This window comes from Deltaproteobacteria bacterium (genome assembly GCA_016183175.1).
In the GTDB taxonomy this organism is placed as follows: domain Bacteria; phylum UBA10199; class UBA10199; order UBA10199; family SBBF01; genus JACPFC01.
In genome coordinates, this window is sequence record JACPFC010000008.1 from 1 (window position 1) to 25,120 (window position 25,120).

The 25,120-nt window shown below is 53.6% G+C and carries 26 protein-coding genes; 16 read left to right on the top strand and 10 right to left on the bottom strand.

The features are described 5' to 3' along the window. Window positions 1-2,206: MMPL family transporter (locus tag HYU99_01025; protein MBI2338939.1), on the bottom strand; the 2,206-nt coding region annotated here is incomplete at its 3' end. Here HYU99_01025 and HYU99_01030 point away from each other — a divergent pair. The 3 genes from HYU99_01030 to HYU99_01040 are packed head-to-tail and all read left to right on the top strand — an operon-like array spanning window position 2,205 to window position 4,366. Then, entirely contained in the window at window positions 2,205-2,966 is a 762-nt protein-coding gene (locus tag HYU99_01030) for a hypothetical protein (protein ID MBI2338940.1), read from the top strand. The two genes, HYU99_01025 and HYU99_01030, sit on opposite strands and share 2 nt — an antisense overlap. After that, window positions 2,967-3,794 carry a VUT family protein gene (locus tag HYU99_01035; protein ID MBI2338941.1) on the top strand — a complete coding sequence of 276 codons (828 nt, stop codon included), beginning with the start codon at window positions 2,967-2,969 and terminating at the stop codon, window positions 3,792-3,794. After that, window positions 3,791-4,366, top strand: coding sequence for a hypothetical protein (locus HYU99_01040; protein MBI2338942.1), 576 nt, complete (start codon window positions 3,791-3,793; stop codon window positions 4,364-4,366). Before HYU99_01035 ends, HYU99_01040 begins: the two co-directional genes overlap by 4 nt. Window positions 4,367-4,376: 10 nt before the next feature. Here HYU99_01040 and HYU99_01045 read toward each other — a convergent pair whose 3' ends face one another. From HYU99_01045 to gloB, 4 genes are all read right to left on the bottom strand, one after another. Then, on the bottom strand, window positions 4,377-4,952 hold the full coding sequence (locus HYU99_01045) for a hypothetical protein (GenBank protein ID MBI2338943.1): 576 nt from the start codon (window positions 4,950-4,952) through the stop codon (window positions 4,377-4,379). After that, window positions 4,949-5,143, bottom strand: a complete 195-nt coding sequence (locus tag HYU99_01050) for a hypothetical protein (protein MBI2338944.1) — start codon at window positions 5,141-5,143, stop codon at window positions 4,949-4,951. Before HYU99_01050 ends, HYU99_01045 begins: the two co-directional genes overlap by 4 nt. A 377-nt stretch (window positions 5,144-5,520) precedes the next feature. Further along, window positions 5,521-7,053 carry an NCS2 family permease gene (locus HYU99_01055; GenBank protein ID MBI2338945.1) on the bottom strand — a complete coding sequence of 511 codons (1,533 nt, stop codon included), beginning with the start codon at window positions 7,051-7,053 and terminating at the stop codon, window positions 5,521-5,523. Next, on the bottom strand, window positions 7,043-7,810 hold the full coding sequence (gloB, locus tag HYU99_01060) for a hydroxyacylglutathione hydrolase (GenBank protein ID MBI2338946.1): 768 nt from the start codon (window positions 7,808-7,810) through the stop codon (window positions 7,043-7,045). The genes HYU99_01055 and gloB overlap by 11 nt, the downstream gene beginning before the upstream one ends. Before the next feature lie 64 nt (window positions 7,811-7,874). Here gloB and HYU99_01065 point away from each other — a divergent pair, with 64 nt between their 5' ends. The 3 genes from HYU99_01065 (at window position 7,875) to HYU99_01075 (ending at window position 10,699) form a co-directional block, all read left to right on the top strand. After that, the gene (locus tag HYU99_01065; protein ID MBI2338947.1) at window positions 7,875-9,215 is read left to right on the top strand and encodes a lipase maturation factor family protein; all 1,341 of its coding nucleotides are present in this window, start codon (window positions 7,875-7,877) and stop codon (window positions 9,213-9,215) included. Then, a complete protein-coding gene (locus tag HYU99_01070; protein ID MBI2338948.1) occupies window positions 9,212-9,610 on the top strand; it encodes a lipase maturation factor family protein in 399 nt (132 codons plus the stop codon). Before HYU99_01065 ends, HYU99_01070 begins: the two co-directional genes overlap by 4 nt. Window positions 9,611-9,706: 96 nt before the next feature. Further along, on the top strand, window positions 9,707-10,699 hold the full coding sequence (locus tag HYU99_01075; protein ID MBI2338949.1) for a deoxyhypusine synthase family protein: 993 nt from the start codon (window positions 9,707-9,709) through the stop codon (window positions 10,697-10,699). Here HYU99_01075 and pdxH read toward each other — a convergent pair. Then, window positions 10,696-11,313: a pyridoxamine 5'-phosphate oxidase gene (gene pdxH, locus HYU99_01080; GenBank protein MBI2338950.1), complete on the bottom strand. Its 618-nt coding sequence runs from the start codon at window positions 11,311-11,313 to the stop codon at window positions 10,696-10,698. The genes HYU99_01075 and pdxH overlap by 4 nt on opposite strands. A gap of 55 nt (window positions 11,314-11,368) precedes the next feature. On the opposite strand from pdxH, the gene corA reads away from it, so the two are divergent. Both corA and HYU99_01090 read left to right on the top strand, forming a co-directional pair. Further along, entirely contained in the window at window positions 11,369-12,436 is a 1,068-nt protein-coding gene (corA, locus tag HYU99_01085; protein ID MBI2338951.1) for a magnesium/cobalt transporter CorA, read from the top strand. Continuing rightward, window positions 12,427-12,741, top strand: a complete 315-nt coding sequence (locus HYU99_01090; GenBank protein MBI2338952.1) for a divalent-cation tolerance protein CutA — start codon at window positions 12,427-12,429, stop codon at window positions 12,739-12,741. Before corA ends, HYU99_01090 begins: the two co-directional genes overlap by 10 nt. A gap of 6 nt (window positions 12,742-12,747) precedes the next feature. On the opposite strand, the gene HYU99_01095 is transcribed toward HYU99_01090, so the two are convergent. Then, window positions 12,748-15,432, bottom strand: a complete 2,685-nt coding sequence (locus HYU99_01095) for a valine--tRNA ligase (protein ID MBI2338953.1) — start codon at window positions 15,430-15,432, stop codon at window positions 12,748-12,750. A gap of 37 nt (window positions 15,433-15,469) precedes the next feature. Here HYU99_01095 and HYU99_01100 point away from each other — a divergent pair, with 37 nt between their 5' ends. From HYU99_01100 to HYU99_01110, 3 genes are all read left to right on the top strand, one after another. Further along, a complete protein-coding gene (locus HYU99_01100) occupies window positions 15,470-16,510 on the top strand; it encodes a flippase-like domain-containing protein (GenBank protein MBI2338954.1) in 1,041 nt (346 codons plus the stop codon). A gap of 101 nt (window positions 16,511-16,611) precedes the next feature. Next, the gene (locus tag HYU99_01105) at window positions 16,612-17,229 is read left to right on the top strand and encodes a hypothetical protein (GenBank protein MBI2338955.1); all 618 of its coding nucleotides are present in this window, start codon (window positions 16,612-16,614) and stop codon (window positions 17,227-17,229) included. Then, entirely contained in the window at window positions 17,229-17,894 is a 666-nt protein-coding gene (locus tag HYU99_01110) for a hypothetical protein (protein MBI2338956.1), read from the top strand. Before HYU99_01105 ends, HYU99_01110 begins: the two co-directional genes overlap by 1 nt. A gap of 180 nt (window positions 17,895-18,074) precedes the next feature. Here HYU99_01110 and ilvC read toward each other — a convergent pair whose 3' ends face one another. The 3 genes from ilvC to HYU99_01125 form a co-directional block, all read right to left on the bottom strand. Continuing rightward, the gene (gene ilvC / locus HYU99_01115; protein ID MBI2338957.1) at window positions 18,075-19,124 is read right to left on the bottom strand and encodes a ketol-acid reductoisomerase; all 1,050 of its coding nucleotides are present in this window, start codon (window positions 19,122-19,124) and stop codon (window positions 18,075-18,077) included. Between the two features lie 32 nt (window positions 19,125-19,156). Then, window positions 19,157-20,428 (bottom strand): hypothetical protein, encoded by a 1,272-nt coding sequence (locus tag HYU99_01120; GenBank protein MBI2338958.1) that lies wholly within the window; start codon window positions 20,426-20,428, stop codon window positions 19,157-19,159. A 199-nt stretch (window positions 20,429-20,627) separates the two neighbouring features. After that, on the bottom strand, window positions 20,628-20,828 hold the full coding sequence (locus HYU99_01125) for a hypothetical protein (GenBank protein MBI2338959.1): 201 nt from the start codon (window positions 20,826-20,828) through the stop codon (window positions 20,628-20,630). Between HYU99_01125 and HYU99_01130 the strand changes: the two genes are divergently transcribed. The 5 genes from HYU99_01130 to HYU99_01150 all read left to right on the top strand — a co-directional run. After that, a complete protein-coding gene (locus tag HYU99_01130; GenBank protein ID MBI2338960.1) occupies window positions 20,792-21,460 on the top strand; it encodes a hypothetical protein in 669 nt (222 codons plus the stop codon). The genes HYU99_01125 and HYU99_01130 overlap by 37 nt on opposite strands. Before the next feature lie 24 nt (window positions 21,461-21,484). After that, window positions 21,485-22,072 carry a hypothetical protein gene (locus HYU99_01135; protein ID MBI2338961.1) on the top strand — a complete coding sequence of 196 codons (588 nt, stop codon included), beginning with the start codon at window positions 21,485-21,487 and terminating at the stop codon, window positions 22,070-22,072. A 32-nt stretch (window positions 22,073-22,104) separates the two neighbouring features. Further along, a complete protein-coding gene (locus HYU99_01140) occupies window positions 22,105-22,551 on the top strand; it encodes a hypothetical protein (GenBank protein MBI2338962.1) in 447 nt (148 codons plus the stop codon). Continuing rightward, entirely contained in the window at window positions 22,548-24,074 is a 1,527-nt protein-coding gene (locus HYU99_01145; GenBank protein MBI2338963.1) for a GMC family oxidoreductase, read from the top strand. Before HYU99_01140 ends, HYU99_01145 begins: the two co-directional genes overlap by 4 nt. A 195-nt stretch (window positions 24,075-24,269) precedes the next feature. Then, on the top strand, window positions 24,270-25,120 hold an 851-nt coding region (locus HYU99_01150), incomplete at its 3' end, for a M20/M25/M40 family metallo-hydrolase (GenBank protein ID MBI2338964.1).

The window sequence follows — 25,120 nt, forward strand, 5'->3', positions numbered from 1 at the left end:
CCGTCATGCTCCCGAAATAAATGGAGGGGATAAAAGAACCGAGGCACATCACCGAAAATCCCCCCATGAGAATGAGCGAGGTGAAAAGGATGGCGGTCCCCACCGACCGGTTGGCCTGACGGATGGCGCCTCTGTAATCCCCTTCGCGCCTTAGCGCATCGCCAAAACGGACGAGGTAGTGGATGGTGTCGTCCACGGTGATGCCCACAGTGATCGCCGCAATCATCACGGTGGAGACATTCAGATGAATCCCCGCAAAGCCCATCAGCCCCATGGTGTAGAGAATCGGCAAAACGTTGGGAATCATGCTTAGCAAACCCACCTTGAAGCTTTTTAGAAAGAACATCATCAGAACCGAAACGACGGCGAAGGCGATCAGAAAGCTGTAAATCTGGCTGACAAGGATATCGTTGTCCAGGCGGATCCAGAGCGGCCCGTAGCCGGTTAGGGTGACGTCGATCCCAAACGGCCTGAAGCGGTTTTCGGCCTCGAGCCTCATGGTGTTCAAATAGCGGTTCATCTCCTCGGAGGAACCCCACTCGGTCCGGACATTCAGATGGATTTTTTTGTTGTCCGGCGATTTGTATTGGCCGATCTCCGTTTCTCCGGAGCTTTCGGCCAGCAGAAAAAGCTGGGCCACCTCTTCTTTTGTGTCGGGGACACGGTAGAATTCATTTTTTCCCTCGTGAAACGCCTGATTCAATTTCTTCAAATAACCAAGAGGGCCCTGCACCTTCCGCGTATGTCCGTTTTTGAGCATTGACCGGGCAAACCGGCCGATCTCCTTCAAGACGGCGGGATCGTGGGCTACCTCCCAGCCCGGTTTTCGGGAGGAAAAAACAACCTCGTAAGAGCCGACTCCGGAGAGATGGCGGTCAAAAAAGACCAGATCGCTCCTCACCCTTTCCCACGAGGGAAAATATTCCAGAAAATTGGTCTCGATTTTAAGCCGGGTCATCCCGACTACGGCCGCCGCGGCCAGGACGATAAAAACAAAGGCGATCAATTTGGGATGCCTGAAAATCAGCGAGGAAACGCCGTCCAAAAACCGCTGAATCGCCCCCTCTTGCAGATGTTCCACAATCTTTTTTTTCGGCTCGGGAAGATAGGAAAGGATCACAGGAATGAAAAAAATGGTCAGCAGAAAAGCCAGCGCCACCCCCAGGGCGGTGAGCGTCCCCAGGACGTTGATCGGCGTGATGGAACTCGACTGGAACGAGATAAAGCCCGCCAGCGTCGTCGCCGCTGTATAGAGGCAGGGGCGCCAGAGATTTTTGGAGGCATCAACGAGAGCTTTTTCCCGGTGGAGGCCGGCGGCGCGGCTTTGATAGTATTCCAAAACAAGGTGCACCGAGTCGGCAACACAGACGGCAACGAGAATCGGCACCACCATTCCCGCCACGACGTTCATCCGGTAGCCGACCAGATAATAAAGGGCCAGAACCCACAGGAGAACCGCCACCTGCACCACGGTGGGAACAACGGCCACCGTCACACTGCGAAAAAAAATCACCAGCAGAACGACGACAAGGGCGACAATGGATGTGATAAAAACCTGCTGATCGCGGATCACGAGCCGGTCAAAGGCCTCGTCGGTGATGGGGGAGCCGGCCAGATGGTACGGATAACCTTGGCTATTGACGCGGGCGACCAGCGCATCGATCCGGTTTTTCAGGCGGGTGCTTTCCTCAACGGTATTCCCGGTGTTTATTTTGGCGACGATGCTGAAGACCTTTGCGTCGGACGAGACGAGATTTCCCACAAAGTCCTCTTCCGCCAGCGCCTTCTTTTTGAGTTCTTCAAGCGCCTCGGGACGGACAGGCATCTCCTCGATAAAAGGGTGGATATAAATTTCATCCGCCGCACCCTCGATATATTCGGCGTTGGCGATGCTGGTGGCCTTTTCGATATCCGGGGCCTTTTTGAGCTCCTCGGTCAGGGCACGGACAAAGCTTAATACCGGCAGAGAAAAGACCTCCGGCGTCTCAAAGCCCAAAAGGATAAAACGGTCGTTGCCGAACTCTTCCAGGTAATTTTTATACGCGACATAGTCGGGGTCATCCGGATCAAACCAGACGGGAAGGGAATTATCGGAATTGGCAAAATTGGCCGAAAAATAAATTGCAGAAACCGTCGTGAGGGTTAGAATAACAACGACAAACGGCAAACGGAACCGAAGGGCTTGGCGGACAAGATATTCGACCATGAACGGCTATCAATATAAATTCGGCCTGATTTTTGCCACTTTTTTATGCCTTGCTTTTCCGGATACGGCCGGGGGCGCCGACAAACCCTCCCCGATTGTCCCCGAAAAGACCCCGGCGCCGGATGACGCCGGGATCCGGTTTGAAGAGGTCTCGCGGATGTTGGCGGACTTGAAGGCGCAAACCAACCCCTCCCTTCTGCGGCAGTTTGAGGAAAAGGGAAAAGTCACCCCCTCCATGAGCCGAAAAAACCGGCAAAAGAAAAAGGCCTACCGGGAACTGACAAGGGAGGTTGAATTTTGGGGTTACGCCGCCGGTCTTAAGAAAGATCTGGTAAAAAGCTATGCCGCCGTCCACGGGGAGACGCCGCCCGAGGCGCAGGCCGAGGCCAACCAGCTGGCTTATAGCGTTATCAAGGCCATTGAAAAACTCCGGGACCTCTACAACATTCACACCTTTCCGCTCGTTCATAACTTCATCATCGACATCGGCCTGGCCTCGCGGGGGGGATGCAAGCACTGGGCGGAGGATGTGTTAAACGTGATCGACACGGTGGAACACCCCCACTTTACCGCCTGGTGGGCCGAGGCGCACCCGGGCAAAATGACGGAACACAACACGGCGGTCATTGCCCCGAGGGGGGCCCCCTTTGACGCCGGCATTATGATCGACCCGTGGCGCACCGCCGGCGCACCGTACTGGAGCCTCGTCAAAGAGGATGATCACCCGTGGCAGGTATGGAGCGGGTATCAACCGAGGTGAATGATGGAAAATAGACGTCCTGAATTTGCCCTTATTCTTCTCTGCTCCCTTTTTCTTGTCGTTGTCGTGTTGTCGTACATCCTCCAGGGAAAAGTGGCGACGCTGACGGAAATGCCGATTGCGGTTTTGGAGGTGGACAACAGCCGCTATCCCCTGCACATCGGCGTTATCCCCTTTTCGGTTTTTCTCCTCGCCCTGGCGCTCATCTGTCTCGATCTGGTCAACGAATTTTACGGCCAACGGGATGCCTTCTTTCTTTCTCTCTCCGGCGGCATCGCCGTCCTTTTTGTCTGGGCCCTTCTAAAAGGCCTGACTTACGTTCCCACGGACCTTGGTCAGGCGGCTTTTGACCGGGCCTATGCCGTCCTCTTCAACCTCGACCCCCGTTTCTCTCTTGTCTTTGAATTGTTCCGCCAACTGACCCACAGCGGCTTTATCATCATCCGGCTTTTTATGGCACACCTCCTTGGGCTGGCGGTCTTTTCGGCCGTGGGGGCGGCGCTGGAAAACGAAAGCCCGCTTATTTTGGGCGAGGCCCTTCAGCTTGCGCTCACCCGTTACGTCCAGTGGTTTTTGGTCTCCTTTCTTCTCATCCCGATTTTTTATGTTCTTATGATTCCATTCCGGATCCTGGTCGGCAGGGCGCACTACGCGACGGTCAAGGTGCGCTTTGCCAAAAAGAAGGTTTTCCGCTACGACAACCAGGATAATTTTTTTGAGGGGCGAAGCGAAATGCAGGAAAAAAGGATTCCGACAGGCTCCGGAGGTCCTTTGGAGGAACATGGTGAGCCTGCCCCAAAGGGGCCCCTTGTCGGGGTTGAACCATGAACAACCATACTTATTCATTTGAACTCTCCCGCAAGGCGGTTCATCTTTCCTCCCTCGCCGTGCCGCTATGCGCCTATTACTCCCTGTTTGCGGCGCAGATTATCCTTCTCTTCTTCATCGTCTTTTATTCTTTTTCGGAATGGAGAAAAACGACGGGGAAACCGTTTTTCGCGCATCCGCTGATTTTCAGGATGCAAAGGGACGAGGAGCTCCACTGTTACGCCAGGGCCCCCCTCTTTCTGGCCATCGGGGTTTTGCTGGCGATCACCCTGTTTTCGTGGAAGGCCTCGCTGATCGGAATTTACATGGCCGGTTTTTGCGATACGATGGCGGCCCTCTGCGGAAAAAAATTCGGCCGGACAAAACTCCCGTTTTTCTCCCGAAAAACCTACGCCGGCTCGATGGCGTTCCTTATCGCCGCCCTTCCTATTTCGTTCTATTTTCTCCCCCCCTCAAAGGCGATCATTATTTCGGTGACGGGGGCCTTTCTCGAATCGTTGCCGTTCAAGGACTGGGACAATCTGACCATCCCGCTGGGGATCACTTTTCTGGCGGAACAGTTTCTGTTTTGATGAGGGGTGATTATGATTTGAGGAATTTCTTCAATAGGTGAAGTATTCTGAAGTCCTCGGACTCGTCGCAGATTTTTTCAGCCCATCGTTTTAAATAATCGGAGTCCAACCTGTCTTTGTGCCTCAAAAAGACCGACTCCACATCCACAAGGTCTTTGGGTCTTCCGGGAATAAGTTTTAGCAAGACAAGATCCTCCGCGGTCGGGAAAAAGGTTTTCTTGCCGAATAGCGCCAATTGTTTTCGCCTTTGAAGGGCCGACTTTTCAAGCGCCGTAGAGGCCAGGATCATATCGACTTGCACCCCATCACAAAAAATACGGAAAGTTCCAAACTTTTCGACGTTGACCATTGCGGCTTTTACATCGAATTGGAAGGGGCCATCCTTTGCGCGCTTGAGAAAGATGCCCAGGTCTTCTCTTTCCACAAAGATGTCGAGGTCTATATCGAGGGTAAAGCGCGGTTCACCCAAAACACCCACGGCCAGCCCTCCCAAAACAAAATATGGGACCTTTTCCTTTTCCAGAAAGCGGATCGTTTTAATAACCGACCGTTCAAATGAGATTTTTTTTGCCTTGGAAGAAATCATCGCGGATGGCGCGGACGCAGGAGCCTGGAATAGCCCACCGGGAACGGCCTGGGTGACCCACCGGTAAAAAAACGGTTCATGCGCAGAAGATCCTCAAGATCGTCGATGGCCCTTCGCGTTCCCATCCGGCGCAACCGGTCTTTTCTCTCACGGATCTCTTTACGGGCGTAATTTCCGGATTGATGAATCATTTTATTATGGACCCATTCTACGCTTTTTAAGGGCAGAGTATCAACCTCAAATCCTACCCCGGATACGGGCCGGGGAGGGTGTTCCAGCTTGCCCCGAGCGAACGAAGTGAGTCGAAGGGTTTACTTGCGGGATTTGTTTGACGGGATGTACCGCCTGAATATTATAAAGACAACACAGGCAGGGCAAATAACCCTTGTAAACCAGACCAGACCAGATCAGACTGTATCTCCTTTCCGATGAAACCGATGGGTAAGAGTAACCGCGATAAGCCGGCCCGCCAGAACAAGCGGCTTGGATGCTTCAAGGGGAAAATAAAAATCGCCGACGACTTCGATGAATGGCCAGAGGATATCGCCAAAGATTTGGGCATGAAGATTCAAGGCCGAGAAAACCGCGCCGCCAAAAACAAGACAGCCCCGCCCACATAACCGACCGCGTAAGGGATGCCGACGGCCCAGCCGTAGTGCGTCAGCACATCGTTCCCCGCGAGAGTGTAGGTGTGGATGACACCGAAAAATGAAAGGACCGCCGCTGACAGCGCCCAGGTAACGGCCTTGTGAAACTGATGTTCAATCAGAAAGACGGAGATCGCCGCCCAGATCATCGAGGTGAAAATAAAACCTTGATTGAGCGCGACGATCCCCTTCACTGAATAGGTTTGGATGAAATTCTGATCGCCAATGGCCGTCAGCGTCGACCCAACTTCCGAGAGAGTTCCCTGAACCAGCATGAGGCCCCATGCCGCCAACGCCGGGATCAAACCGAGGGCCACCGCGGGGGCATGCTGTTTTGGAGTCGCCTGATAGGCCTGCGCCATAATCACAATGCCGATCCAGAGGACAATCGCGACTCCCGCCTCCAGCGGCATCACGGCCAAAACCAGACGAACCGCGCCAAGAAAGCAGATCAGCGTGATAAAAATCCCGTTCAACACCGAGTAGCCTGCCCGAGCCCCCAGCCCCTTCCAGCCCGGATGACCGATGTAGATGGTGGTGGGAAAGGGGCTTCCGAGAAAGGAGGCAACAACCGAACCGACACCGTTGGCGATCAGACAATTTCGTGTCGGATAGCTGTCGCCTGCCGCCTCGGCTGATTCGATGTTCTGGAGTGAGCCGATCACATTGAACAGCGCCATCGGAATAATGATGGAAAGATACGAATAGAGATACGGCGGTTTAAGGACCTGCCAGAGATCGGCGATTGCCGACGAGGGAAGAAACAAACCGAGCTCCCCCGCCGCCTCATGAACCTTCGAGGCGTCCATGAAACCGCCAAACCATGCAATGGCCGAGCCGATAACCACGGCGTAAAATCCGCCCGGAATTCCAAAGGGGAGACGTTTTTTGGCGAAATAGGTCATGAGAATGATAAACAGGGGAATAAAGGCCAAAAGAGGGTTTGCAAAAATTCTGAAGGCAAAGTCCATGGCAATAAAGGTGATCGCAATCCCCGCCAGCGCCGACAGGAGGGCCGCACGCGGCGTGACCCTGCGGACCCAGGCGCCAAAAAAACTTAAAACCGTCTCAATGACGGCGTTGATAAAACAGGCCAAAACCCCCACCCGCCAGGCAAGCAGGGAATCGCCGGTCTGCTTGTAGACCGGAAGGATGACAAAAAAGACAAAACCAAAAAGACTCACCGTGTTGATGCCGTACGGGAGGGCGCAGATGTCGGCGCGCCCTGTTTTTTTGGCGAGCTGATGCGCCTGCCAGGAATAGTAGATATTGCCAAAGAGAACCGACAGCGCCGCCGCGGGGAGAATTTTGCCGAAAACCAGACCGGGGGGAAAACCGCAGACATCGACACAGAGGATGACAATCAGCAAAAGCTGGATCAGATTGTCGATGGCCAGGCCGAAAAAGCCGTCGAGGTCCTGTTTGACGAAAAGGGGGAAATGTTTAGAAAACATCTTTCAGCCTCCGCACCGCCGCAAACACGCTTACCGGATCTTCCTTCAGATTTGGCACTTTCTTTTTCACTCCGGCAATCAACTCCGGACTCTCTTCCCTCAAAAAAGGGTTGTAAGATTTTTCTTCAGCCATTGTGGTCGGCACTGTCGATAAATTTTTCTTCCGCCTCTTTGACACTTCTTCATATTTTTTTTCAAGTGCTTGATTGTTCGGCTCGAGTGTCAACGCAAATTCCAGATTTTTTTGCGTGTATTCATGGCCACAGTAGACTTTTGTCTCATCAGGCAGTGCCTTTAATTTTGACAAAGAAGCCACCATCATCTCAGGCGTTCCCTCAAACAGCCGTCCGCATCCCCCTGCAAACAACGTATCCCCGCAGAAAACCGCCTCCCCGGTGACATAGGCGATATGTCCCCGCGTGTGACCGGGAATATCCAGCACCTTGAAGACAATGTTTCCCACCCGAACCGTATCTCCCTCCTTGACCGGATGGGTGAGTTCGGGAATACGACCGGAATCATTCGCCCCGCCGTAAACAACCATTTTTTTCATCCGCACCAGATCGGTATTGCCGCCGACATGATCCAGATGATGGTGCGTTGAGAGAATGGCCACCGGCTCGATCCCTTCCCGGCGGATTGCCTCCCAGGTTGCCTCCGCATCCGGCGAATCGACAATGCCGCAGACGCCGGTTTTTTCGCAGATGACCAGATAGGTGTAATTATCAAACAGGGTGGGAATTTGAACCACGCGCATGCGTGGATATTTGTCTTTAGAAGGGAAAGTTGCAACCCGAAATTTTTTGGACTAGTTAATCACCATGCCCTCAAAACCCCTTCTTATTTTTGACGGCGCCTGCGGCTTTTGCAGACGGTGGATCGAGCGCTGGCGGCAAAAAACCGGCGACCGGATCGACTATGCCCCTTCGCAGGAGGCGGCCGGCCGATTTCCGGAAATTCCCAAAGAAGAATTCGACCGGTCGGTGGTCCTGGTGGAACCAAACGGCGCCATCACCACCGGCGCCGAGGCCGCTCTTAAGGCGCTGGCCCTGGGGAGCCGACGCGGCCCGGGGGACGGCGGCCGAATCCTCTATTGGTTCTACCGCCGCCTCCCCGGTTTTAAGACAATTGCCGAAAAGTTTTATTCGTTTATCGCAAGCCACCGGATGGCGGCCTCCCGTATCAGCAATTTGCTGTGGGGGAAAAATCTCGAACCCTCCACCTATCGGTGTTCGATCTGGATCTTTTTGAGGCTTTTGGGGCTGACCTATCTCATCGCCTTCCTTTCATTGGCGGTTCAAATTCGCGGCCTTGTGGGGAAAAACGGCATCCTTCCCATCGCCCCCCTTGTGGACCTTGTCAAAGAACGCCTCGGCCCGTGGGGAATTCTGGATTTTCCGACCCTCTGCTGGTTTCAGGCCGGCGACCCATTTCTTCTTTTTTTATGCCTTGGCGGGGCCGCCCTTTCCCTTCTGGTTCTGTTCGGCTTTCTTCAGGGGCCCTTGCTCCTTATCCTCTGGATTTTTTATCTGTCGCTGGCCACTGCAGGACAGGTTTTTTTGCAGTTTCAATGGGACAACCTTCTGCTCGAAGCCGGTTTTATCGCCCTATGCGCCGCCCCCTGGAAAGTATGGGCCGGCAAACCGGCAACCCTTTGCCTCTCACGCCCTGCGCGGTGGCTGTTCTGGTTCCTCCTGTTCAAACTGACTTTTTCGTCCGGACTGGTGAAACTGGCCAGCGGCGACGAAACGTGGCAAAACCTCACCGCACTCAATTTTCATTACGAGACCCAGCCTCTCCCCACATGGATTGGGTGGCACGTCCACCAATTGCCTGAATGGTTTCAGAAAGTATCCGTTGTCTTCATGTTCTTTGTGGAGCTGGTTGTCCCTTTTTTTATTTTTATGCCGCGCCGGATCCGGCATGGGGGCGCCTTCCTGATAATGGCCCTTCAGGGGCTTATCGCCTTAACCGGCAACTACGGATTCTTCAATCTTCTGACCATCGCGCTTTGCTTGACAATCCTTGATGACGTTTTTTGGAAGAGGCCCGCCATCGCCCCCCTCTCCCCTTTGTCTTTCTCCCCCCAAAAAACCGCCGCCCTGGTTTTTCCCGCATCCCCTTCCGCACGATCAATCGCTACGGCCTTTTTGCCGTCATGACCACAACCCGTCCCGAAATCATCATCCAGGGATCCAACGATGAAGACAACTGGAAGGAATATGTTTTCAAATGGAAGGCGGGAAACCTGAAGGATCCCCCGCGATTTGTGGAACCGCACATGCCACGGGTGGACTGGCAGATGTGGTTTGCCGCCCTTGGAAATTACAAGACAGATCGCTGGATCTTGCATTTTATGGGGCGACTCCTTGCCGGATCGCCGGAGGTTTTACAATTGATAAAGGTCAATCCATTTCCGGATACGCCGCCCCGATTTGTTCGCGCCTTGCTCTACGAGTATCATTTTACCGACGACACCACAAAAAAATCGATGGGAGAATGGTGGCGCCGGGAACTAAAGGGGGAATACACGCCGGTCATGTCTTTTAAGGAATAAAAAAAAATGAGAAAAGCGGCCGATTTTTTTTGACATTATCCGTTTTAAGCTTTAAATATTTCTTTATATTTCGGCGCCATGAGAGGGAGGTGAGACATGAAGGCAAATAATAAAAATAAAGATACGCCTATTTGCGATTTCATCAAAAACAATTTCAGGCATTTCAACTCCGCCGCCCTCGTGGATGCCTCCGAGGGGTGGATTCGCCTTTTGGAAGGGGGCGGAAAGATGATGCTGACCATGGCGGGGGCGATGAGCACGGGCGAGCTCGGCATCTCGCTCGCCGAGATGATCAGGCAGAACAAGGTTCACGCCATCACCACCACCGGCGCCAATCTGGAGGAGGATATTTTCAATCTGGTGGCCCACAACCACTATGAGCGGGTCCCCGGTTACCGAAGCCTCGCCGCAAAAGAAGAGATCGCCCTCCGCGACCGCGGCATGAACCGCGTGACCGACACCTGTATCCCCGAGGAAGAGGCCATGCGCCGGATCGAACGCCAGATACTTAAACTGTGGCAAAAGGCGGACAAGGAGGGGAAAAGCTTTTTTCCCTTCGAGTTCATGTATCAGCTCATCGAATCGGGCGAACTGAAAAAATTCCACGAAATCGACCCGGCTCATTCATGGCTCGTCGCGGCCTGCGAAAAGAAAATACCGGTCTATACGCCGGGTTGGGAAGACTCGACGCTCGGCAACATCTATGTCGCCAATGTGCTGAAGAAGAACCTCTCCGGTTATCGTTCGGTCAAAAGCGGCCTCGAACAGATGGCCCACTTGATCGGGTGGTACAAGGAAAACTGCCGAAAAAGCAAACCGGGCTTTTTTCAGATCGGCGGGGGGATCGCCGGCGATTTTCCCATTTGCGTTGTCCCCCTCATCAATCAGGACTTGAAGGAAAATTGCCCGTACTGGGGCTATTTTTGCCAGATCAGCGACTCCACCACCTCGTATGGCTCCTACAGCGGCGCCGTGCCGAACGAAAAAATCACCTGGGGAAAACTGGATGGAGACACGCCCCGGTTTATTATCGAGTCGGACGCCTCGATCGTGGCACCGCTGGTGTTTAACTACGTGTTGGGAAATTAGGGATACAAGCGGACAATCTTCCACCCCTCCTTTTCCTTCGTATACACAAACCGGTCATGCAGGCGGTTGGGGCGTTCCTGCCAGAATTCAATTTTTGCCGGAATGACGCGAAAACCGGTCCAATAAGGGGGGCGGGGGACTTCTTTTCCTTCATATTTTTTCAATAAATCTTCAAATCGCCGATCCAGGACTGCCCGATCTTCCAAAACGTCGCTCTGTTTCGACGCCCAGGCGCCGATCTGCGACTCGCGGGGCCGCGACTTGAAGTAGGCAGAAGCCTCCCCCGCGGAAACTTGTTCCACCTCTCCCTGGATGCGAATCTGGCGCCGCAAATCTTCCCAGTAAAATGTCAGCGCCGCCCGGGCCTTCTTCGCAAGGGACCTCCCCTTGACCGATTCGATATTGGTGTAGACCACAAAACCGCGGTCGTCACATTCCTTTAAGAGCATCATCCTTCCATCGGGAAGGCCGTCGAGGCCGACCGTGGACATGCAACAGGCCGAGGGGAGCTGAATGGATTCAAGGCGGCAGGCCTCATCGTACCAGCAGTGGAACTGTTCGAGGGGATTGGGGAGGAGGCCCTCCTGATCGAGTGGCTTCATGTCAAGGTCCATACCCGGAAATTAAATGCATGACAAGGGTGCAAAGGCTTGTACAATACGGACGTTCATGTCAAGACTGATGAAAAAACGCTCCCGGAAGGCGGGCCTCCCCCCCGGTTCCCTTGTGCACATCGGCGAGAAAAAATCCGAAACGGTAAAAATCACCGCCTTCAACTTTACCGAAGGAGGCTTTGACGAAAAGGAAATCCCCTCCCCCTCCGCCTGCGTTGAATACAAGGACAAACCCGGCATAACCTGGATCAACGTGGATGGGGCACACGATCCCGACGTGGTTCAAAAAATCGGCGCCGCCTTCGATCTGCACCCGTTGGTATTGGAGGATATCCTCAATACCGACCAGCGCCCCAAAATGGAAGACCACGACGACTACCTCTATGTGGTCCTGAAAATGCTCTACGACAGCGCCCCCAAAAAGGAAATCGTCACCGAGCAGGTCAGCTTCATTATCGGCAAGAATTACATCATTTCGTTTCAGGAAAGAGAGATCGGGGATGTCTTTGACCCGGTCCGGGCGCGGATTCGGACCGGCAAAGGGACCATCCGCAAGATGGAGGCCGATTATCTGGCCTATTCGCTGATGGATGCCATTGTCGACAATTATTTCGTGGTCTTTGAAAAAATTGGAGACAAAATCGAGGATCTCGAAGCGGAACTTCTGAAAAAGGCCTCTCCCGAATCGATCCGGGAGGTCCATCGGCTGAAAAGGGAACTCATTTTTCTCCGCAAGTCGGTCTGGCCCCTTCGCGAAGTGATTGGACAGCTTGAGCGGGGCGAATCGCCTCTCATCCGCCGCGGCACCCTCGCTTATTTTCGGGATATCTACGATCATGTCGTTCAGACCATGGACGCCGTCGAGACATTCCGCGACATGCTTGCCGAATTGATGAACATCCATCTCTCCAGCACCAGCAATCGAATGAACGAAATCATGAAGGTGCTCACCGTTATCGGCACGATTTTTCTGCCACTGACCTTCATTGTCGGCATTTACGGAATGAATTTTGACACCATGCCGGAGCTCAAGTGGTGGTGGGCCTATCCGGCGGTGATGACGGCGATGGGTTTTATCGTCCTGGGCATGCTGACCTATTTCAAAAGGAAAAAATGGTTCTGAACTTCATCTATATTACGTGCTCCAATCGCGCCGAGGCGGACAAGATCGGACGCGCCCTTGTGGAAGAACACCTTGCCGCCTGCGTGAATATTATCGACGGCATGAATTCCATTTATTGGTGGGAAGGAAAAATCGAGGAGGGAAAAGAAACGGTGCTGATTGCCAAAACGAAGGAGACGGTGGTCAAAAAACTGATCGAAAAGGTCAAATCGCTCCACAGCTATTCCTGCCCCTGCATTGTGTCCTTGGCCGTTGAAGACGGGAATTCGGATTTCTTGAAGTGGATAGAGAAAGAGACGCTTTAATTGGAACTAATCCTTTAACAGCTTCAAACCCTTTTCCAATATTTCCTTTTGAGCCTGCGTGCTTGCCAGAGCGGCCCTTTTTTCTTCAACCAGCTCCGGCTCGACATGTTCCAGAAATTCAGGGTCTTCGAGCCGCGCTTTTAACTGGTCGATATCCCTCACCGTCTTCTGCAATTTTTTTTTCAGCCGTTCTTCCTCTTTCTTGAGATCGATCAGTCCCTGAAGGGGAATGTACAAGGTTCCGTTCTTCAAACGCGCTACAGCCGCCGGCTCGTGAATTTCCTTGTCTGAAATAACCATCTTGCCTATTCTCGCCAACTTTTTTACCTTCATTTCGATATTCGCATAGATTTCCGCTCTCCGATCCGCATGAATGATCACATCCACCGGCTGGGAGATGGGAACACCCGTTTCCTGGCGAATACTTCGGATATTCGAAACAAGCTCGATCAAAAACTCATACTCAAGCCGTGGCTTTCGATCATCCACCGTCTCCTCTCGGAAAACGGGGAAGTCGCTCGTGACAATCGATTTGCCCTTTCGATTCGCCAGCATTTGCCATATTTCCTCTGTAATGAAAGGCATAAATGGGTGAAGCAATCGTAAGGATGAATCCAGAATAAAATAGATGGTCCGGGACGTCTCATTTTTTTCCTCATCAGTTCCTTCAAGATATATGGTCTTTGAAAATTCGAGATACCAGTCACAAAAAAAATACCAAAAGAAAGAATAGACCTCATGTGCGGCGCGATTAAATTCGTACTTTTGTATATCCTCCTCCACCTTCCGAACGGCGCGTGACAGTTCACTAATAATCCATCGATTGAGAGGCGTCTTTGGCTCGACATCATAAAAATCTTTCTCCGACTTTATAAACGGGGCGGCATTCATCAGGGCAAACCGGGAGGCGTTCCAGATTTTGTTGCAGAAATTCCGGTATCCCTCCACACGCGCCTCGTCGAGCTTGATGTCGCGCCCCTGCGCCGCAAATGCGGCGAGGGTGAAGCGGAAGGCGTCAGTCCCGTATTTTTTCATCAGGAGGAGAGGATCGATCACGTTCCCCTTCGACTTGCTCATCTTCTGCCCCAACGGATCGCGGACGATGGCATGGATATGGACGTCGCAAAACGGAACCTCCTTCATGAAATGGATTCCCATCATCATCATCCGAGCCACCCAGAAAAAGATGATGTCGAAGGCGGTGACTAAAACGGAGGTCGGATAGAACTTTTTTAATTTGGGCGTCTGATCCGGCCAACCAAGGGTTGAGAACGGCCACAAGGCGGAGGAAAACCAGGTGTCGAGGACGTCGGGATCCTGCATCAGTTCGGTTGACCCGCATGAGGGACATTTAGAAGGGGGGCTCTCGGAAACAACGGGGGGACATGGCAATGGGACTGCCGAAAAAGTTTCAGATGCGAGGCGTCCCGACGAGGCCGACTGAGGCGTACTTTGAATGTACGCCGCAGGGAGAGCCGAGGAGGGCAACGTCGGGGTCCCCAAAGAATCGAGAGATTCTTTGGGGTGGAACGAAGCCCAATGTTCGGGGACAAACCGCGTCTTGCCGGCCTTGACCGCCTCGATGGCGGGCTCGGCCAGCGGCTTTGTCTTTACATACCACTGCAGAGAGAGATACGGCTCCACCACCGCCTTGCAACGGTAACAATGCCCCACCGCATGTGTGTGCGGCGCCACTTTCTCGAGCAACTCTTGTGCCTCCAGGTCCTCGACGACTTTCCTGCGGGCGGCCTGAATGCTCAAACCGGCATACGGCCCCCCCGCCTGATTAATCTTTCCATCCTCCGTGAGAATATTGATCCGTTCCAACTGATGCCGATTTCCGATTTCAAAATCGTTGAAATCGTGCGCCGGGGTGATTTTCACCACACCGCTTCCGAAGGTGCGATCGACATATTCGTCGGCAATCACCGGTATCTCTCGGTTGACAAGAGGAAGCAGAACTTTTTTTCCGATCCAGTCTTTGTATCGTTCGTCATCCGGATGAACGGCAACCGCCGTATCACCCAGCATCGTCTCCGGGCGGGTCGTGGCGACAATTAAATCTCCATACCTTACATGCCACAAATGCCCCTTCTGTTCCTCATGTTCGACTTCCAGATCGGATAAAGCGGTATGACAGCGGGGGCACCAGTTGATAAGGCGCAGGCCACGATAGATAAACCCTTCATTATATAATTGCACAAAAACCTTCCGGACCGCCGCCGACAATCCTTCATCCATCGTGAACCGCTCGTGGACGTAATCGCACGAGGCCCCAAGCCTTTTGAGCTGGTTGATGATCGTCCCGCCCGATTCTCTCCGCCACTGCCAGACCCGTTCTACAAATTTTTCGCGGCCAAGATCAAAACGTGTTTTTCCCTCGGCGCTCAACTGTTTTTCAACCACGTTCTGCGTGGCAATTCCCGCATGGTCGGTCCCAACCACCCAGAGGGTGTTGTCCCCTTTCATGCGGCGATAGCGGACAAGGATATCCTGCAGGGTATTGTTTAAGGCATGCCCCATATGGAGCGAACCGGTCACATTGGGGGGGGGGATGACAATGCTATAGGTCCCATACGACTTATCGGACTTATTGGACAAATCGGGGGCAAAATAATTCCTGTCGATCCACTGCTGAATCCAGCGGTCTTCAACGGCATGCGGCTCATAAACTTTAGGAAGTTCTTTCATTAAAAAATGTTATAGGTTATACAAAAAAAACCGGCAAATGAAAAAACACCTTCAGCGTATTCTCCCATGGATTGTCGCCGCCGGCATTCTCTATTTCATGTTCCAAAAAATTCCTCCCACCGACGTCTTGTCAACCATCACCCATGCCGATATCCCCCGTTTCATCTTCTTTGCCATCGCCTACTTTATTGCCATCATGATGGCCGATTGCCTGGGGCTAAAATGGCTTTTAAGCCGATTTTCGACAAAGGTGTCGTTTAAAGAGACCATCCTGATGCGCGGGGCCACCTATCTGCTGATGGTGGTCAATTACAATCTTGCGCAGGGGGGCATTGCTTTTTACCTCCGGCGAACCCATCGGGCCCCCGTTTTTAAAACCCTTGGGGCCATGTTTTATCTGACGGTCGTGGATCTGACGCTGATGCTCACTTTCAGCGTGTTGTCCATCGGCATTCACGATATTGCCTACCGCGGCGTTCCGCTTGGGCCCCTGATCGCAAAGTTCGCCCTGCTGTTTTATGCGGGACTTTTTGTCTGGATCGCCTTCTGGATGCTCATTGACCGCCCCTTTGCCAAAGCGGTTCAAAAAAACAAAACCGTCGCGTGGATTCTCGAACGCCACCTGTTTGTGGCCTTTCGGGGGTCAACGGCAACCGACTATCTCAAGACCGTTCTTTATCGTCTCCCAACCCTTGCGTTGGTTATTTTCTCCATTTTCCTGTGGACAAACGCCTTTCTAAGTTCATTGCCGCTTGCCGATATTTTTCTCTACACGCCGATCATCATGATCGTGGCGTCCCTCCCGATCACTCCGGCGGGGCTGGGAACAGGCCAGGCGCTGTCTGTCGAGTTTTTTAAGACAAACCTGCAGGGCCCCCTGATAACAGGCGGACTGCATAGCGCCGAGGAGCTTATCCTTGCCGGAAGCCTCCTGTGGGCAATGGGCAATTTTATCCTGAAAATCCTGTTTGGTTTTTACTGCCTGAAGCGGAAATCCCGCTCGCTGTTTGAAGAGATAAAATCCCCCCCTTCCCCCTCCGCCACACAACCGGCGGACAGGTTTGACAAAGGGGGGTGAGGGGGAATTTAACGCACCGTGTCTTTTTTAAGCCATCTTTTTGCTTTCGCCCCTCCTCCCCCGCATGCTAAAATTACCAGTGGTTGGGGTGAAGTAAAAAAATGACGGAACTGACTCTGCTCGACACCGGTAGTCTGCCGGAATTTTTCCGGGAAAGGGTGTCGACCTCCATGCAGGACTTGCGCATCAAGGCCAGCCCGCAGGCGGAGTTTTATCTGGTCAACCTCTTGGTCTCCTTTGCACAGACCGAAAAACTGTACGAACGAAACGAAAACGGGGAGCTTGTCGACTCCGCCCTTGCCGTTCTTTTTTTGGAGGGAATGAGCAAAACCGCCTCCGAAAAGATCCCCCTTCTGAAAAAAACGGGGGACATTGCCCTCTATGTCTCCGGTTTTTTTTCGGACAGTTTTTTCAGGAAGGTCATCAATATCGACTATTACATCCGGATGGGGGGTTCCGCCTACTCGTCGGTCTCGCAATTGGTCGAAAAAGATCCGGCCCGCCATTTAAGCGAACTGTTCGGGGAACTGGCGGTCAATTTCATTCCCTTCATGGATGTTATTTCGGAGGTGGCCGACGCCTCGGGGATGAAGAGCGACCAGAATCTTCTGAAACTCTACGAAAAATGGCTGAAGACCGGCTCGGAGCGAACGCGCGAACTTCTCGTCCGCGAAGGGATTATCCCCAACGAGACCGTAAAGACAAAATTCGCCCAATAATGATGATCGCACGGATACAGGCCCAGCTCGAACGCCTCTACGGCATTTTGCTCCCCCAGCGGGTGGAGGAATATCTGGTGAATCGGAAAGAGGCGCTTGAAGTTCTTTCCCTTCCGACCGGCTCAAAGATTCCCAAAGAACTTTTTCTGGTGCGGCAGAACGGCGGTGACGCCCGATCGGGCGATACCCTGGAGATCGCCCTTTTCTTTGACAGCCGGTTGTTGGACAATCTGGAAAAAAACAACCCTTTCTTCTCGCTCAACGACAAAAATCTTTCCGATTTTTGCATCCTCATCGAGGGCGTTTCGCATTTTGTCTATTATCTGTGGAAGGCGCACCAGGGGCATCCCATCACCCAGCTGGAAATGGAGCTTCAGGCCGAGATCGACAAATTCCTCATGCTCCTTTTTTATCTGCGCGCCGACGGCGATCCCGCCCTTCCCCAAAAACTTTTCGACGCCCTCTTTGACCGCTTTACCCTTCTTGAATCCCTGTCGGAAGAAAAAAAGGCCCGTTACCTCACCGCCTCGAGGCTGGCGATGCAATACTGCCACCGCCTGCAGGCGCAATTCTTCCGGCGGCGGGAATTTGAGGATTTAATCGGCGAGATTCGCCGGTTTTACAACTACTCGCAGGAACAGAAGATCAGCCACATTATCCATTGAAGGATGGTTTCACAGGGGCTCGCGTCGCCTCCGCCAAACTGCTCGGCGGACCCGCCGCGTTGTTTGGCGGGCCCTCCAAACCGGCAAAGCCGGATACAAGCCGCGATTTATTCGCGGCGCGTAGCAAACCGTATGGTTTGCGAAGTAAAATAGTCGCCTCCCCCTCAACGCCCTTCGGGCTTATTTCTTGCTTCTTTCCGGTCTGAACTCGCGCAAGATTCCGCCTGCGACCCACATCTCCTGGTCGGCGATGGCGGCGAGTTCTTTGTTCAGACGTTCGCGGTAGTCGGGGCGGGAATTGGATTCGATGGCGATTTTGGCCTGCTCCCCTTTTTGGACGCTCCGGTAACATTCCTCGATCACCGGCTTCAATGCCTTTTCGAACCGCGGCGCCCAGTCGAGCGCCCCGCGTTGAGCCGTGGTGGAGCAATTGGCGTACATCCAGTCCATCCCGTTCTCGCCAATCAGCGGATAGAGGCTACAAAAGGCCTCCTCGATCGATTCGTTATAGGCCTCTGAGGGAGAGTGCCCATGGGCCCGCAACACTTCATACTGCGCCTTGATCGCCCCCTGGATGAGCCCCATCAAGATACAGCGCTCGCCGGTCAAGTCGCTCCGCACCTCGTTTTCGAACGTCGTCTGAAACAGATGCCCGGAGCCAATGGCCATTCCCAGGGCGCAAACCCGGTCAAACGCCCGGCCGGTGAAATCCTGCTTTACGGCGATGGAGGCGTTGATGCCGCGCCCCTCCTGAAAATGGGTTCGAACCGTCAGGCCGCTTCCTTTCGGGGCGCACAAGACGACATCAACATTTTTTGGCGGGACAATTTTTGTGTCGTCGGAAAAGACAATTCCAAACCCGTGCGAGAAATAGAGGCATTTCCCTTCGGTCAGATATTTTTTCAGAGTGGGCCAGAAGGCGATCTGCCCGGCGTCCGAAAGGAGAAACTGGATGGTTGTCCCCTTATCGGAGGCCTCTTCCATCGAAAAAAGATTTTTTCCTTCCACCCAGCCGTCTTTGACCGCCTTGTCCCAGCTCGCCCCTTTGCGCAATCCGATGATGACGTTGAAATTCTGGTCCCGCAGGTTCAGTCCCTGTCCGCGTCCCTGCGGACCGTAGCCCAGAATGGCGATCACCTCCTCTTTGAGGATTTTTTTGAGTTTATCCGGCGGGTAGTCCCCCCGCTCGATAATTTCTTCGGCAATGCCGCCTATATTGATTGTTTTCATAAATCGCCTGTAGCATGAGGCCGTTTAACGGGTCAAGATGCTTTCGCCTGTTGCTTCAACGGCAACCAAAATAGGAGGGCCATGGAGGGGATGGTGGCGACAAAACCCATCAGGAAGAGGTTGGTGTAGCCGAATTTTTCCACGATGATCCCGCCAAAACCGCCGATAAAGGTGGACCCCACGCTCATAATCGCCGTGCCGATGGCAAAGTGGGCCGCCTTGAATTTAGGCGAGCAGAGGCGCATCAGATAAATCATGAGCGCCGCCGATCCCAGCCCGCCAGCGATGTTTTCATAGCCGTGGACAATGGCGATCAATGCGATCCCCATTGTTTCATCAGCCCGCGGTCTCCCTTCCGAAAGAACGAGATAGGCAAGGATATTGATGTTCATCAGAAGGGTGAGTGGCCAGATGGTTTTTTTCAAGCCCCTTTTTCCGATCCACCAGGCCCCAAGCATCGTCCCGGCAATGGCCCCAAAAGAGCCGACAAAGCCGGCAATCCAGGCCAACTGCGTCTTGACCACCCCCAGTTCGCGCAGAAGAAAAGGGGTATTCATGGAAAAAAGGATTTCGTCCCCCAGCTTGTAGGTGGCCACAAAAACCAGAATAAGCGCCACCCGTTCCTGTTTGAAATAACTTTTGAACGAATCGGCGAATTTTTGGCGGACGGCCGGCCATGTCTCCCTCGGGCCGGTTTTTTCCGCTTCAAACCGGGGGAGAAGAAAACGGTGCAAAACCAGAAAGACAAGCATGGTTACAGCCCCCGCCCCGAATCCGTAAAACCAGTTGGCAAGGCCCGCAATTCCCACCAGCGCGCTCCGCGCATAGATGACGGCGATGCGATAGGCCATAACCCGGTGCCCCGTGTAGGTGGCCTGCTCCGCCTGGCTGGCGAGCCCCTCCATGTAGTAGGCGTCGATCGCCACGTCGTTGGTGGCCGCGATAAAGGCAAGGACAATAAAGAGAAACGCAATGAGGCCGGACTGAAAATGGGAGGCCCCCGCCTGCCCCATTCCCGCGAGGCAGGCAATGACGAGAACAAGAAGGGTGATGGCCGTCTGGATTTTGACAAGCCACCCCCTTTTTGTGGAAAAGATGTCGAGGAGGGGGGCCCAGAGGAATTTGAAGTTCCATGGGAAGCCCAAAAAATTCAAAAAACCGAGAAACGCCTCCCGCACGCCGATGTCGGTAAAATAGACCGACGACAAAAAACGGGTGATCATGTAGGGGAGCCCCTCGGTGAAATAGGTGGAGAAAACCCAGAGGGAGGTTTTGAATGATCGCGATTTTTTTTCGGGGGGCATTGTTTAAGATGACTATCGCAGAAAGACCTGTTATCTTCAACGCAAACTTGCAAGATGCATCCCGTCGGTTCCCATTTTATCGGCGGTTTTGACGGAACCGCCGTCACCAAGCCGCTTAAAAATCTCATCCGAAAATTCCATCTCGGCGGGGTCATTCTCTTTGCCCGCAACATCGAATCGCCGGCGCAAGTCCGCAGTCTCATCGCCCGGATTCCTGTTCCAGCAGAAGCGGCAGCAGCGACTCTTCGGCGTCGCGCAACAGGGCCCGTGCCGCGGCGGGATCGTCCCAAGCGATCGCATCGGACTCTTCGCGCAGCTCGATCGGCAGTTTCTGCCAGCATTCCTTCAGCGGCTTGAGCACCGTTGCCAGCGTCGCCGGGTCGTCCGGCAGGCCGCGCAAGTACCGCAGCAGCTGCCGAGGCCCTCATTCAGGGCCTTCATGCCGAGGGGGTTCTTTCATGTGCCAAGCATTTTCCCGGCCATGGCGCCACCTCGGTCGATTCGCATCTCGATCTGCCGGTGCTTAAGTCCCCCGGCAGGCTCCTCTGGAAGCGCGATCTCTTTCCTTATCGACGGTTGATCAAAGAGGGAATCATCAAGACGCTCATGACGGCGCATGTCCGCTACCCCGCCTTCGACCCCGAACATTGCGCCACTTTTTCGAGGGCTATTCTCACTGAACTTTTGCGGGGACGCATCGGATATCGCGGTCTCATTGTTTCCGACGATCTCTTCATGAAGGCCATCTCCGACCGGTTTGACATCCCGTCGGCGGTTATCCGCTTTTTCGAGGCGGGGGGCGACATCGCGCTTGTCTGCAAGGAGCCGGAGGTTCAGACGGAGGCGATTATCCGTGTGACCGAATTGGCTGGAAAAGATCGCTTTCTTCGCGATCATCTGCAAAAATCCCGCCGCCGGATCGAACGGATTCGCCGCCGGTTTTGCCGTCCGAAAGCGCTTCCTTCCCTTTCCGTTATCGGTTGCCGGGAACATAGGGAGGTCGTGGAGGCCCTAACCCCGATTTTTGTTTGACCTCCCGAAAATTTAGCCGTACCTTTGAACGGCTGGCGAAGGGAGGCGGTTAAAACATTTCTCATTGACCTTCCGGTATTGATGCTGTTCGGGGCGCTGTTCTCCCTTTTTGCCAAAAGAGAAAGAGGGGATTTGCTTGTTTTTTCTTCCCCCTGGTTTTGGCACGGCGTTGTTTTTTCCAGCCTGTTTAACGCGGCAGTTCTCTACGCAGCGCTCAAATTTCCCGACTGGATGTGGATGTACTTTCTGGAAGACTCCCGCACCGGGCCGGTCACTCTCGTCTACCTTTTTCTCTTCCTCTATTATTTTCCCTATGTCCTCGGTTTTTATCTCGGCCGGATTTTTATTTTGAAAGGTAAGCTCCCCTGGCTCTGTTTCGTCCTTTTTCTTCTGGGGTGGGAGGGGTGGCTGATCGGACGATTGTTTGACCGCTATTCGGTGGTGGGAACGCGGGAAGAATTTTTCAATGGAACCGCTGTTTCGCTCTTCTCTCCGCAAAATCCGGTCGGCCTTGCGATGAACTTAGCTGTCTGCGCGATGGTTATCTATTATCTCCTCGTCTGGTGGACCTTTCGGAAAAAACGGAGGCGTTATATGGATGCGGAGTTGTAACATCCCCCGTCAAGTGATATAGACTTCCACCCATGCCCCCTTCCCGCAAATCCCTCCCAAAAACGATTGTCCAGGTTCTGCTCCGGCTGGCCGAAAATTTGTTTCCCCGCTCCGAGTTCGACCTTGTCGGCGTCGAGGGGGATATCGTCAAAAATTGCGAACGGATGGTTCATGAATTTCCCAAGTGCTTTCGGTGGGGATTTTTTCTGGGGGTCCGCCTTTTTGAATGGCTCCCGTTTCTCTGCGGTTTTGGGTTTGCGCGCTTCACAAAACTTTCTCCCCAAAGTCAAATGGCCTATGTCGACCGCTGGGCGCTGGCCAAATTCATTCCGATGAGGGAATTTTTCAAGACCCTCCGGGCCTTTGTGATGCTGGTGGTCTTTTCGGACAGGCGGCTGTGGGAATATATCGGATACGATCCCGATCCGCATATCAAACAGAGAATCGAGATGCGAAAGGAGTGGCTGGCAAGGCAATGATTTATAAACATACCGACATCAGCAAAAACATCGATGAAGAATGCGATGTCTGTGTGGTCGGCTCCGGCGCCGGAGGGGCCCCCATTGCCAAGGAGTTGGCCGAAACGGGGCTTTCCGTCATCATGCTGGAAGAGGGAGGTTATTATCAAACGGAAGATTTTCGAACCACCGATACTCTCGGCAGTCTGATCCGGCTCTACCGCGACGGCGGCTCCGAGGTGGCGCTCGGCAAACCGAATATTTACATTGCCGAGGGGCGCTGTGTGGGGGGATCCACCACCATCAACGGCGGGATGTGCTGGCGAACGCCCGAAAAAATCCTCAAGCGGTGGCAGTGGGAAAAGGGGTTGAGCGATCTGACCCCGAAGCGGATGGAACCCTACTTCAAAAGGGTGGAGGAAATCATCTCCGTCAAGCCGATCCTCCCCGAGTCTCGCAATGAGGACGCCGAGATTTTAAGGCGGGGGGCCGAAAAGCTGGGCTACGAAGTCAGGGCCAACCTTCGCGCCCATCGGGGGTGTGTGGGGACCAACCAGTGCATCACCGGATGCCCCACCGGCGGCAAGCAATCCACCCTCGTCACCTATATCCCCGCCTTCCTCAAGGCGGGGGGGAGGCTCTACGCCAACTGCCGGGTCAAAAAAGTGCATCGGAAAGGGGGATGGGCTTCCGGCGTCTCGGGGATTATTGTTGATCCGGAGACGAAGAAAAAGAGGCACAAGGTAAGAATCCGGTCGAAGGTGACGGTTGTCTGCGGCGGCGCCATCCAGACCCCTTCCCTGTTGAAACGGAGCCGGATCCCCGACGAGTCGAAACGGCTCGGCAGGAATCTCTTTTTGCATCCCAACGCCAAGGTGGTGGGGATCTTTGACGATCCGGTTTATGGCTGGAAGGGGGTGAATCAAGCCTACCAGATCACCGAGTTTATCGACGAAGGGATCATCATGGGGTTGAATTTCATCCCCCCCGGCATGATGTCTCTGGCCATTCCCTTTTACGGTCCCGGTTCGGTGAACACCATGAAGGAGGTTTACAATCACTGTGTCGTCGGCGGCGCTTTGATCGAAGACACCTCGCGCGGGCGGGTCATCAACCTTCCGTTCGATCAGGCGTTGGCCACCTACACCTTAAACGACGAAGATTTTCGGAAGGCGCTCCGGGCCACGGCCCTCCTCTCCGAGATCTACTTCGCCGCCGGCGCGAAGAGGGTCTATCTCCCCTTCGAGCAGTTGCATGAGATTCACACGATCGACGAGATCCGCAAAATTTTCGAGTACCCCATCCGTCCGGTTGATCTGGAGCTGATGACGGTGCATATCATGGGAACCTGCCAGATGGGGGGCGATCCAAAGAGGTCGGTGGTCGATCCCTACGGCGAATTGCATCAGGTGAAGGGATTGTTTGTCGCCGATGCCTCGATTTTTCCCACTTCCATCGGCGTCAACCCGCAGGAGACAATCATGGCGTTTTCCACGCGGACGGCGTTTCATATCGCGGAAAATGCGTCGCATTATTTGAGGTGACAGGAATCACATTTATTTTTTTGTGAAGCAATTTTGTTCCCCCGTCCGCCGGGCAAAATTTCAGGCGGACTAAAAAATACAATAACAAGGCCCCTCAATGGGGCAAGCCTTGCGAAGCAACCACGGTTTAAGCGGACTTACAAAATTGAGAAACAAAAAAATAAATGTGATTCCTGTCATGTAAATATGTTCGAAATGGACTGGGACTCGCTAAAACAGGAAGCGGTCACGCACCTCCAAAATCTCCTCCGGATCAATACGACCAATCCGCCCGGAAACGAGATCGAGGCGGTGAAGTATCTGGCCGGGGTCCTCGATAAAGAAAACATCCCCTTCCAGATCGTCGAACCGTCGCCGGGACGGGCCAGTCTTGTCGCGCGGCTGAAAGGGAATGGATCCAAAAGGCCGCTTCTTCTGACGTCGCACATCGATGTGGTTCCGGCGGAAGAAAAAGAGTGGCAATATCCGCCCTTTTCCGGCCACCTGAAAGACGGTTTTATCTGGGGGCGCGGCGCCGTCGACATGAAGCAGATGACGGCAATGGAACTGATGGTCTTCCTGGCGGCCAAAAGGGAGGGGTTGTCCCTGAAACGCGATCTGATTTTTGCCGCCGTGGCGGATGAGGAGGCGGGGTGCAAATGGGGGTCGCGGTGGTTAGTGGAAAAAAGGCCCGAGCTGATCGAGGCGGAATATGCCTTAAACGAGGTGGGGGGTTTCAGCCTTCACATCGACAACCATGTCTTCTATCCGATCGGTGTCGCGGAAAGGGGAGTCTGCTGGTTTAAGGTAAAGGCAAGAGGGGAGCCGGGGCATGGTTCGATCCCCCATGACAATCAGGCGGTGGTGAAAATTGCCGAAGCGGCAGAAAAAATTGGCGTCCGGTCCCTTCCGTATCATCTGCATCCGCTGGCGGGGAAATTCATCTCGTTTCTGGCCGCGCATCAAAAATTTCCGCGAGGTTTCATTTTAAATCTGCTCAAACGACCGGCCCTGGCCGGCTTCATATTGCGCCGGTTGTTTCCCGACAAAAAACAGGCCAAGTCGTT